Genomic DNA, 11,806 nt, shown 5'->3' with positions numbered 1-11,806 from the left:
ATTCCAACCTCGCCTGTACCCAACCCCACTTCGCGGCCTGTGACTGTGGTCGTGATTACACAAATCATCGATTTTCCACCGACTCAATCAACAAATACCGGACCGACTATTGCAAACTGCCCGATGTTCCCCGAGAATAATTTCTGGAACGCACGCGTGGACTTGCTTCCGACTCACCCAATGTCTGATCAGTGGATCGAAAGTATCGGCCGTACCGAATCCTTCCACATGGACTTTGGCTCCGGGGAGTGGGACGGTGGCCTGATTGGAATCCCATTTAATGTGCTGGCAGGTTCAACGGTCAAGAAAGAAGCGTTTGAATTTTATTATCCAGATGAATCCGATAAAGGGCCATATCCAATTCCCGAAAATCCAAAGATCGAAGCAGGGGGCGATAGGCATATCCTGGTAGTGGATACAGAGACCTGCTTTCTTTATGAGATTTATGATGCCAGTTTCGATAACGGGCAATGGAGCGGCGGTTCAGGCGCAATCTGGGACTTGAACTCCAATGACTTGCGCCCCGCTGATTGGACATCCGCCGATGCAGCGGGTTTGCCGATTTTGCCTGGCTTGGTTCGCTATGATGAAATCATTGCGGGTGAGATCAACCATGCACTGCGATTTACTGCCGAAGATACGGCGGGTTACATCTGGCCCGCGCGCCATCAGACATCTGACGTTCAAGATGGGATTCCCTCGATGGGTGCATGCTTTCGCTTGAAAGCGGATTATGACATCTCAGGCTTTCCACAAGAATTACAGATTATTTTGCGTGCCATGAAAACCTACGGAATTGTTTTGGCTGATAATGGATCTAATTGGTACATCACTGGCGCGCCTGATGAGCGCTGGGACAACGACATGCTTCACCTGCTGGATGTGTTGACGGGCAATGACTTTGAAGCTGTGGATACTTCAGGGCTGATGGTCGATGTGGATTCGGGGCAAGCAAAATAAGTGTTTTAACTATGAACTACAAATCCCCTTCCCAGTTAGTTGGGAAGGGGATTTGTTGATTGATAAATTTATATGTATGTGACGGTTATTTGGCCCAGGTCACAAAAGTGAAGATCTTGAAGTCATTACCAAAGTCACGGACGAAAATGGCGGAGCGGCCATCAGCTGATTCAGAAACTTTCTCGCCCCAGTTCTCCTGAGCATGAACATCGGCATTGGCAAAGCCAGCTGGAACAGAAGCAATTGTTGTGCTGCTATCCAGATGGGCATAGATGGTTTCAAGTTGTTGATAATCATGCGCATTGGGATGCTCGTTGTCGAGTGCATCAGCGTAATCCATGCAAGTGTTCAAGTCGGCGCCAGATTCGTCCTGATGGTCCAGGCCCCAATCGTGACCGATCTCCTGGCAGATGACGTGCTGACGATTCACTTCGTTGTAACTTGAAGTTGAGAGGTAAGTATCATTCATCTTGGCAGTGGCCTGGGTAATATGACTTCCACTTGCCCATATTTGGGCAATTCCAAGCCAGCCATTGTTTCCATATGTTGCGTTACAGGCGTGAACTTTGCCGGCAACAGCGACACAACGTTTACGGGTTTTGAAACTGGAATCTCCCGCTTCTTCCACAACGTTCATCACCGATGAAGCATCCCAATCGCTGATGGCGATATCCAGGTTACCGTCCCAGTCGGTGGTCATGCTGTCGATCACCTTGATGGTGAAGGGATTGGCTGTGCGCGCCCAGTGATAATTACCCCATGAATGGGATGCGCCAGCAGAGAGTGGAAATGCCGCCAGTACGAAGATCATGACGACCATTACCACTAAACGAGCTTTGTTTGTATGCATTAGGTTCTCCTCTTATCTGATGGTGGTTATAACTTACCAAACTGAAAGAGAGTAGCAGCACTCGTTCTCATGAACCTCCTCTCGCTCCTATAAGCGAGGCACTCCAGTAAAGTTAAATTAGTAAATCGGGGAATTGGTCCCTTAATTATCTATTATACGCAAAAGCAAGGTATTTTGAATGGGTAATTAGCACTAAACCAATATCCCGGTTCGTATTCAGGAATCGAAACAAGATCGAATGCAGTTCTAAAAATATACTCAATGCTGGAAGAATTCAGCATTGAGTATTAATCTTTTGCCCCCGCTCTAAATTTAGAAGTAGTCCTTATCTGCCCGCAAGTTGAGGACCGAGCACCTTTTCAAGCAAATCCAGAATCGTTGAGTCGCTTCCAACATAAAGCACAATGATACGACCAGTCTTGTAGAAATGCGGAGCATCCATCCACGTGACCATGGATGTTCCAATGGAACCACCATCAGGGGCGACTTGCGAGGCTTCGCTCTCCATCGCTTGTGCAGCATCGTATTCAAAGACTTGAATATCTGTCCCATTGAGCGTGATGATGCTGCCTTCGGGGCTAAAGAAATCCTGCGTCACCGAATCGGTGATTTCCGCTGTTGCGCCGGATGCCTGCAATGCAGTAAGGAAACTGGCTGTATCCTCCACGGCAAGCGGCTGGTCTGACGGTGCAGAGGTAGCAGGAGCTCCACAAGCACTCATAGTTAAGGCAAACACTAAAAGCAAAACAGACGGGGTTTTGATTTTCATGGGTATACCTCCAAGTTATTTATATACTACTTGACTTATTTTTAACTTAAAAAGTTCCATGCATATGGTGGGTGATGGTTTGGAAATTGTTGTGAATTCTTTAGTAAAATCAGCACATGCCATATTGGAAACTTTACTATCACTTTATTTGGGGCGCGAAGAATCGTTTGCCATTGATTGACCCAGCTCTTGAGCCTGAGTTGTACCGTGTCATCGCAGCAAAGGCACAAGACATGGGAGGATTTGTCCATGCCATTGGCGGGATCGAAGATCATGCTCATCTTGCCGTTTCCATTCCGCCGAAAGTAGCACCTGCGAAATTCATTGGGGATGTGAAAGGGAATAGTTCGCATTACGTCAATCACATTATCAAGCCTGATTTTGAATTTTATTGGCAGGACGAATATGGGGTGTTATCGTTTGGTGAGAAAAATCTTTCATCAGTGGTACGATATATTCATAATCAGAAACAACACCACGCGGACGGGACGTTGATCGCGCCGATGGAGCGGATGGATGAGGGGTGATTTACTTTGGCAGGTTTGTTGCTCGGCATTGCCCGCCGTGGGATGAACCCCACAGCTATCCCTGCGAAGGCGGCTCAAGCCGCCTAGCCCGCTGAAGTGGGCTTTGTAAAAATAGCACGGTGGTTTATCGCCGTGCGGGTTCACAGTGTAGAATCATCTCATTGAAACAGAAATACCCAAGAACAACTTGATACCTTACACATCCACATATGACAACTCCCTTCACCCCTCGACCCTCCCAACAAAACATCCTCCGCTATAACGGCGGCCGCCTTGGCATTGCCGCCGTCCCAGGTGCGGGCAAGACGCATATCCTCTCTGCCCTCGCGGCGCAGATCATTCACAACAACCAATTGCAGGATGGGCAGGAAGTGCTCATCGTCACCCTCGTCAACTCGGCGGTGGATAATTTCGAGGCGCGCATCAAACGCTTTTTTGCCAACCCGTTGCAGGCCTTGTACAAATATCGGGTGCGCACACTGCATGGGCTGGCGCATGACATTGTCCGCGAGAAGCCCGGGCGCGTGGGTCTTGAGGAGCGCTTCAGCATCATTGACGAGCGTGAGGCGGGTTTCATCCGCCGCGAGTCGGTAAATGCGTGGCTGGCGTCGCACTCGCTGGATGATTATCTCGACCCCGCCCTCGATCCATCCAAACTGGATTGGGTGCGTCGATCACAATTGCCCGATATGGTGGATTCCCTCGCCTTAGCCTTTATCCGTTCATCCAAAGATCGCCTCCTGACTCCCGAAAGCCTGCGTGCCAAACTAGACGCTTCTTTCGCGCCGTTACCACTCGCTGAACTCGGCTGGAGCATCTACGCGGACTATCAGCGCGCCCTCGCCTATCGCGGAGCAGTGGACTTCGATGATCTCATTCGTTTAGCATTAACTCTGCTTGAATCAGATGAGGAATATTTAGAGCGCTTGCGTTTTCGCTATCCGTTCATTTTGGAAGATGAGGCGCAGGATTCGAGTCTGTCACAGCAGAGGATACTGTCTTTGTTATCTAGCGGGCGGGGAGACCCCGCCCCTACGAATGGGGGCAATTGGGTTCGTGTGGGTGACCCAAATCAGGCCATCTTTGAAACGTTCACAACCGCCGACCCAGACTTGCTGCGTAGATTTATCAATGAAAACCCCAGCCAGGACATGCCAGAGTCGGGCAGGTCACAGCCATCGATCATTGCATTGGCAAATCATTTGATCGACTGGACAATGAATGCGCACCCTGACCCAAACGTGCGCGATGCATTGGGAACTCCGCACATCGTACCTGTTCCCGAAGATGATCCGCAGCAGAACCCGCCTGATAACCCAAAGGGGATTCGATTGGTTAGCACGAAATTCACACCCGAAGAAGAATTGAATGCAGTGATCAAGTCGATCAAGAGTCATTTGGATTCATTTGCCGAAGATGAACAAAAGCCGACCATTGCGGTGCTTGTGCCACGCAACAATCGCGGCATTGAAGTGATCGAAGCGCTCAAGAAGAAAAATATTGAAGTGATCGAGTTGATCTCATCCACGTCCACCACGCGTGCGGCGGCGGGATCGTTGAGTTACTTGTTATCGTATTTATCTGATCCAAGTTCTGCAAGGAAGTTATCTAAAGTTTATGAGGTATGGAGAAGAGATTGGAGATTAGAGACTGGCCGAGAGGATAAGAGGATTGGAGAATTGGCGGGCGGTGACTACTCGACTACCGAACTACTCAACTACGTAACTGCTCTTTTGCGCAAGCTGGTTGATGTGGAAAACTTCATCGCGCCGCGAAAAGATAATGACTGGCTGGCAACTATCAGTGAGTCTGAAGCGGAGCAAGTTATCGAGGAATTAAAAGAGTTTCGAGTCAATGTCCAGAGATGGTTGAATGGGGTGACGCTGCCCATCGATCAACTGGTGCTGACGCTGGCACAGGATGTGTTTAGCGAAGCGCATGATCTGGCGCTGGCGCATAAACTGGCGCTGGTGCTGAGGGGTGCCGCGAACGACCACGCGGATTGGCGCCTGCCTGAGTTGACGTCGGAACTGGCGGTGATCGCGAAGAACGAGCGGCGTTTCATTGGATTCTCGTCGGACGATTCGGGCTTTGACCCGAACGCTCACAGAGGCAAGGTGGTGGTGACGACGATGCACAAGGCGAAGGGGCTGGAGTGGGACCGCGTGTATATGATGTCGGTCAATAATTATGACTTCCCGTCGAACATGCCGAATGACCGTTTTATTTCGGAGAAGTGGTTTATTCGCAGTGGGTTGAATTTGGAAGCGGAGGCGCTGGCGCAGTTGACCGCGCTGGAGTCGACGAGTGAATACGACTGGTACGATGAAGGCGCAGCGACGATGCGCTCGCGGCTGGGCTACGTGAAGGAACGCCTGCGTTTGTTATACGTGGGGATCACGCGCGCGAAAAAAGATTTGATCGTGACCTGGAATTCAGGACGTCAGGGTGATGCCACGCCGAGCCTGGCGTTGAGTGAGTTGATGGGATGGTGGGAGGGGAGATGAAAAATGGTGAAACTTTATTTGTCTACTTAGATCAAAATAAATGGATAGATTTGGCGAGGGCTTATCATAATCTTCCTGGTGGAGATCAATTCAAAGCCACGCTTGAAAAAGTCTTGAAGAGTGTCAAGAACAAAAAGGTAGTTTTTCCATTATCTTCCTGCCACGTGGTGGAAACACAGAAAAGAACTGATATTTCTAGCCGTCAACGATTATCAAAGGTAATGGCTACAATTTCTCAAGGATGGGCTATAGCTTTTAACGAAAACATGGTGCGAACAGAAATACAAATCTCAGGATCAAAAGTATTCGGATATGAACCACCCAATCCGCCAACGATGTTTGGTCACGGACTAAATTTTGCCCTAGGAATAGATACGCGCTTGATAATCACAAGGACAATTGATGATCCAATCGCTAGGTCAGAAGATTTCTTAGAGTTATTCAACGAAGTTGCGTCTTCACCATTAATAACAGAATTAATTCTGTCGGGAGAGGCAACGGACGAATCTGAACTCAAAGAAATTAATAAAAAATACATGGAAAGCACAACAAAAAATGCTAAAGCCATTGAAATGTTTCGTAGAAAGCTTGCATCACGCTTTCATACTGAAGCTGACCAGAAAAATTTATACCTTGCCAACCTACAGGTGGTATTAAGAGAAACAATAAACAATGCACTCAGCACCTACGAAAAGTCGCTTGACGACATAACCTCTCTTGGACAGGGCAAATTTGCTGAATTTATCGATGGGATACCATGTCTTGATATTGAAACAGAATTGGCTTCCAGAAGAAACGCACATTGGGATAAAGAAGTTGATAAAAATGACCTTGCGGATATTTCAGTTTTACAAACAGCAATCCCTTACTGCGACATTGTGGTTACAGAAAATTTCTGGCGAGATTCAATTACGCGAAGTGGGCTGGATAAGAAATACAATACTGTAGTTATAAGTGATGTAAATGAACTCAATGGATATTTGTGAGGTGGCATAAAATTGCAAGATGAAAAACGGTCTCGGATGGAATGGGAAGAGCGACCTCACCCAGATGGCGGTAATGGATCGGCGGGACGGTTTGTCCCTCTCCTAAAGGAGAGGGCATTGAGTTGACTTCTTTTCTGTGTGATGGGGTTGTTGAATTTCCAAGCCAAGGTTTGGTTTCAGGCAAGTATTGGCCGTCTCCCCCAAGGGGGAGACGGGAGAGGGGTTAAACTAGTTATGCTAGAATCACAAAATGAAAAAGTCCAAATTTTCACTCGCAAAACACAAAGCCGAGTTTGTGGAGCTTATAAAGAATGTTGAGCACAAAACATTAGCCGTCTGGGCGATTGATTGTGCGGAGCGCGTCATGCCCTATTTTGAAGGTAAATATCCAGAAAACCCTCGCCCTCGAAATGCTATCGAAACACTTCAGGCATGGATCGATACCGGGGTTTTCAAAATGGCTGTCATTCGCAAGGCTTCGCTTTCGTCTCATGCTGCGGCTCGTGATGTTGGTGAGGATAATGCAGCTCGTTCTGCGGCCCATGCCGCAGGTCAGGCCGTGGCAACGGCTCATGTTCCCACTCATTCCATTGGCGCAGCCATTTATGTCTTACAGGCGATCCATAGAGCCGCGGACGCCGCTGATGCAGAGTCCGCTGTAGCTAAAGAACGGGACTGGCAAATGCAACACTTGCTTGAATTGGGAAAAAGAAAGATGGAGAGATAAAAAACGGTCTCGGGCGTAATGTCAATGAGACCGTTTTTTGATTAACCACACCACCTTTAGCTAAAAAGTCATGTATGATTGGTGCATATGAAAATCACCCGTTTAACTCCAAAAGGCTACGAACATTTTTATTCATTGAGACTTGCAAGCCTTGAAGAGTGTCCCGAGGAATTTGCGACTGATGCAGAAGCATGGAAAAATGCGCCGCGCGAAACAATTAATAAGCTCCTCATCAATAGTGAGGAGAGGCAGGACACACCAATTTTCGGTGCATGGAAAAACGATAATTTGGTTGGTTTGGTTGGTGTCAATCGCGATTTGCGTCCATCGGTTATGCACAAGTCCACACTTTGGGGGTTATACGTTAAGCCTGATCAACGTAAACAAGGATTCGGGGGTGCATTATTAAATGAGGTAATTAAGGCTGCGCAAAAAACACCTGATCTCAGATTAATTCGGGCAGTGGTCACCGTTACAAGCAAGGAAGCAATTTCCCTTCTGGAGAAACATGGCTTCAAGGTATTTGGGCAGGAACCAGAAGCAAAAAGATTAAATAACGAATATTACGACCAGGTTTATTTGTGGCTCCCTTTGCTTGAGCAATAGGGAAAACAGTCTCGGAATAATATCAACGGCCCCTCCTGCCCTATCGGGCACCCTCCCCAAATCCGCACGCAAAAGCGCACATAAGATTCAACATATATAGTTCGGATTTGGAGAGGGAAACGAGCCCACTAAGATAAAAACGGTCTCGGACTTAATGTCAACGAGATCGTTTTCCATAATGCTATAATACAACCATCGGACTGCAAACTTTAGAGGTGATGGAGGTCACGATGGCTGAGTACGAGTATGATCTTTTGGTGATCGGTTCGGGGCCAGCGGGGCAACGCGCGGCAATCCAGGCGGCGAAACTTGATAAGCGTGTTGGCGTGGTTGAGCGCAAGACAATCCTCGGGGGCGTATGTATCAATACGGGCACCATCCCAAGTAAAACATTGCGCGAAGCGGTGCTCCATCTTTCAGGATATCAGGAACGAAGTTTATACGGCGCTTCATACACGGTGAAGGAAAATATCACCATGGCCGACCTCCTATATCGCACCGATCACGTGATCCAGCATGAACTCGACATCGTCCGCCATCAACTTCAACGCAACCGCGTAGAGCTGATTTCTGCAGAGGCCTCTTTTGTTGACAAGAATACAGTCCGCTTAAAATTCGTGGATGGGCGAGGCTGGCGCGATGCCACCGCCGCGAATATTGTCATTGCCACGGGGACGAATGCCACCCGCAGTGAGCACATCCCATTCGACGGAAAACGCATCTTCATCAGCGATGACCTGCTCAAACTCGATCACCTGCCTCGCACGCTGACAGTTGTCGGCGCGGGCGTGATCGGCCTCGAATATGCCAGCATGTTCGCCGCCCTCGGCGTCCGAGTGACGATCATAGACAAGCGCCGCCGTCTGCTCCCATTTGTGGATGAGGAGATCATCGACTCGCTCACCTATCATCTGAATCAACAGCGCGCGATCATGCGGCTTGGGGAGGAAGTGAAAGCCATTGAACCGATTACCGACGATCAGTCGAATCGCGTAAGGGTACATCTTGCAAGCGGCAAACAGATCGTCACGGAGATGGCGCTTTACAGCATTGGCCGCACGGGTGCAACAAAAGCGCTTGATGTTGAAGCGGTGGGAATCGAATCCACAGATCGCGGTTTATTGAAAGTAAACGAACATTTTCAAACCAACATCTCAAACATCTACGCGGTTGGAGATGTGATCGGCTTTCCATCGCTGGCTTCCACTTCGATGGAACAGGGCAGGTTGGCGGCGTGTCATGCCTTTGGTGTGCCAACCCAGCATACGCCCGAACTTTTCCCATATGGCATTTATACAATTCCTGAAATTTCTACGGTTGGCCGCAATGAAGACGAACTGACCGAAGCAGGCATTCCGTATGAAGTGGGCAAGGCGCAATATCGCGAGATCGCACGCGGACAGATCATCGGTGACCAAACGGGACTTCTAAAATTGATTTTCCATCTCGAAACGCACGATCTGCTCGGTGTGCACATTATCGGCGAGGGCGCCAGCGAACTCGTTCACATTGGGCAGGCAGTGATGGCGTTCAACGGTAAGGTCGAATATTTCATCAACAACGTGTTCAACTATCCCACGCTGGCAGAGTGTTACAAGACCGCCGCGTTTGACGGCATCAATCGCCTGGGCGCGTGAAGAAACTTAGAAATACAAAAAGGAGCAAGTGTGGAACGAAAAACGCAAACAGGTTACTTAATGCTCGCAGATATTTCAGGTTATACATCTTTTGTCGCACGGACTGAAATTGAACATGCTGAGACAGCTATTTCCATCCTTTTGGAAGCCGTCATAGAAAAATTACAAGGCTTGCTTACCATCGTCAAGTTGGAAGGCGATGCCGTCTTTGCATATATGCCTGATGGTCAATTGCACGATGGTAATGCCATGCTCGAACTGATCGACAATACCTATCTGACTTTTCGAGATTCAGCCAAAGCCCTGCACAGTCAAGCCACTTGCCCGTGCAAGGCCTGTCAGGCAATCCCCACGCTTGATCTAAAATTCTTGGTACACCACGGAGAGTACGTCCTTCAACAAGTAGCAGGCATCAAAGATTTGTTGGGCAACGATGTCACCCTACTGCATAGACTTGCCAAGAATCACGTCTCCGAGTCTACGGGTTGGCATGGGTACGCGCTTTTTACAGATCAAGGTTTGGAGAGCATGCAAACAGATAAGAATCCATTTGTCAAACAGACCGAAGCATACGAGCATCTCGGCGAAGTGGATACCTATATCAGAGATATGCACGTCCGCTATGAGGGTATGAAAAAGTAGTCACTCACTGTATTAATGACCATTCGTTGACCTCCCGCGTGAATCCCTCCTGAAAATATTAGGCGAGGGGACATTTCTCCGTGCCTTTAGCACCGTCAATGGCGGACGTGTGGTTGAGCGTGATCTTTTCGAGGGCTTGCGATAAGATATAAGTAATTTTATTAATGGCCTTATAATGTGAATCATCCGCAGTCTAATGCCTATATTAATTTGGGTGTTTTCCCCGAAAGGGGACTTAGGTGGCAGGGAATCTATAAGCCGTTGAACGGCTAAATTGCCAATATTGACGCAAACATTTCACTGCACTGGAGAAAATATGTCTACAATCCAAGTTGTCATTCCCGATATTCCCAACATTGAAGGATTTAGTTTTCGTTCCATCAAGGGAGAGGAAGACGCAGAGAAATTGTACGCGATTCATACAGGACGCATTGCCCATGATAAGGTTGATTTATCGCTTCATCATGAAGATATGCCATCTTTGGATAAATTACGTTCCTATCTTTCACAGGCGATGGCTGCAAAAGAGCAAGAGCAATGGTTAATAGCCCAAATAGATAAACGCGTCGTTGGTTACAGTCAGATTGAAAGTTGGCACGAAGAAGATGGTGTGTGGGTGTACTTCATCGGAGGCTGGGTCTTACCAGAGTGGCGCGGTAAGGGAATCGGTTCTGCCATGCTTCACTGGGGGGAGATGATAGCTCGTCAGTCAGCCGCTCTGCAACATCCAAATGAAAGATTCGAGTTTGCGGCAAATGCGAACTCCACCGAACAAGACGCTACTGCGCTTTTGCTGAATGAAGGTTATTACGTCGGTTTCACTAGCCTGGAAATGCGCTTTGATATTTCTACAATACTGCCAGACCTGCCTTCCCTCCCAGATAAAATCGAAGTGCGCCTCGTGCTACCAGAACATTATCCCCAAATTATTTCCAGCATCATTGAATGCTACCAAAATGCGTTTTCCGAGAACCGATTTCGGAGCGACTTTGATCGCGTGGCTTACTATACTGCCGAGTTACAAAAACCAAAATATGATCCAAGACTTTGGCATGTTGCTTGGGATGGTGATGAAATCGTAGGTCAGGTCTTTATGGTGATAGAAGATGGTCAAGTTTATGTAAATCAAGTGAGCATTCGACCTGCGTGGCGACGAAAAGGACTGGCGCGTGCGCTGTTAATTCGTGCCTTATATGATGTACTTGAACGCGGCGAGAAGTTGATTTGGCTCGATACGTTCGGTGAGTATCAGACCCGCGCCATGGATTTATATAGAAATCTGGGCTTTCATGTGGTAAAAGAGTTTCAACGTTATCGAAAATCAGCGTGATAGTTTGTGTGCGCCACCCAACACACCGTGCAGCGGCTGGTGGGGAGTCGGCGCGTTTTTCAAGCCGTTTTCTGGCTTTAGGCTTTTCCCGTTTCGACGGTGAGTCCACCCTCCGCCCCACTGCCACTAACGCAAGCTGTTGAGACTGTCGAAAAAGTCACTTTTCAAAAATAATTTTTGAAAAGTGGGACAGAAACGCTGAAAGGCGTCTGGTTTTTGGTGTTCCGCACAACACTTTGGCAACATTTTGGCAATTTTTTAGTCT

Annotated in this window: 11 protein-coding genes; 9 read left to right on the top strand and 2 right to left on the bottom strand. The window is 48.2% G+C overall.

What is annotated here, in order from left to right; all coding sequences use genetic code 11:
- The first annotated feature begins 51 nt into the window (after window positions 1–51).
- Complete coding sequence (locus AC14M5_RS19805) at window positions 52–960, top strand: hypothetical protein (RefSeq protein ID WP_484031461.1); 909 nt, start codon at window positions 52–54, stop codon at window positions 958–960.
- An 85-nt stretch (window positions 961–1,045) separates the two neighbouring features.
- On the opposite strand, the gene AC14M5_RS19800 is transcribed toward AC14M5_RS19805, so the two are convergent.
- Both AC14M5_RS19800 and AC14M5_RS19795 read right to left on the bottom strand, forming a co-directional pair.
- Window positions 1,046–1,810, bottom strand: coding sequence for a hypothetical protein (locus tag AC14M5_RS19800; RefSeq protein ID WP_484031441.1), 765 nt, complete (start codon window positions 1,808–1,810; stop codon window positions 1,046–1,048).
- A gap of 325 nt (window positions 1,811–2,135) precedes the next feature.
- Entirely contained in the window at window positions 2,136–2,579 is a 444-nt protein-coding gene (locus tag AC14M5_RS19795) for a hypothetical protein (protein ID WP_484031440.1), read from the bottom strand.
- A gap of 116 nt (window positions 2,580–2,695) precedes the next feature.
- Between AC14M5_RS19795 and tnpA the strand changes: the two genes are divergently transcribed.
- From tnpA to AC14M5_RS19755, 8 genes are all read left to right on the top strand, one after another.
- A complete protein-coding gene (gene tnpA, locus AC14M5_RS19790; RefSeq protein ID WP_484031439.1) occupies window positions 2,696–3,106 on the top strand; it encodes an IS200/IS605 family transposase in 411 nt (136 codons plus the stop codon).
- Between the two features lie 209 nt (window positions 3,107–3,315).
- Window positions 3,316–5,613, top strand: coding sequence for an ATP-dependent helicase (locus AC14M5_RS19785; RefSeq protein ID WP_484031438.1), 2,298 nt, complete (start codon window positions 3,316–3,318; stop codon window positions 5,611–5,613).
- Entirely contained in the window at window positions 5,610–6,599 is a 990-nt protein-coding gene (locus AC14M5_RS19780; protein ID WP_484031437.1) for a hypothetical protein, read from the top strand. Before AC14M5_RS19785 ends, AC14M5_RS19780 begins: the two co-directional genes overlap by 4 nt.
- Before the next feature lie 250 nt (window positions 6,600–6,849).
- Window positions 6,850–7,326: a putative immunity protein gene (locus AC14M5_RS19775; RefSeq protein WP_484031436.1), complete on the top strand. Its 477-nt coding sequence runs from the start codon at window positions 6,850–6,852 to the stop codon at window positions 7,324–7,326.
- Window positions 7,327–7,413: 87 nt separating this feature from the next.
- Window positions 7,414–7,932 (top strand): N-acetyltransferase family protein, encoded by a 519-nt coding sequence (locus AC14M5_RS19770; protein ID WP_484031435.1) that lies wholly within the window; start codon window positions 7,414–7,416, stop codon window positions 7,930–7,932.
- Between the two features lie 230 nt (window positions 7,933–8,162).
- Window positions 8,163–9,569 carry a Si-specific NAD(P)(+) transhydrogenase gene (gene sthA, locus AC14M5_RS19765; protein ID WP_484031434.1) on the top strand — a complete coding sequence of 469 codons (1,407 nt, stop codon included), beginning with the start codon at window positions 8,163–8,165 and terminating at the stop codon, window positions 9,567–9,569.
- A 30-nt stretch (window positions 9,570–9,599) separates the two neighbouring features.
- Window positions 9,600–10,211 (top strand): DUF2652 domain-containing protein, encoded by a 612-nt coding sequence (locus tag AC14M5_RS19760; RefSeq protein ID WP_484031433.1) that lies wholly within the window; start codon window positions 9,600–9,602, stop codon window positions 10,209–10,211.
- Window positions 10,212–10,527: 316 nt separating this feature from the next.
- Complete coding sequence (locus AC14M5_RS19755; protein WP_484031432.1) at window positions 10,528–11,541, top strand: GNAT family N-acetyltransferase; 1,014 nt, start codon at window positions 10,528–10,530, stop codon at window positions 11,539–11,541.
- The last annotated feature ends 265 nt before the right edge of the window (window positions 11,542–11,806 follow it).

Source organism: Candidatus Villigracilis sp., from assembly GCF_057083605.1.
Note: the sequence above shows the minus strand (reverse complement) of the source record. Positions and strands in the feature narration are given on the sequence as shown.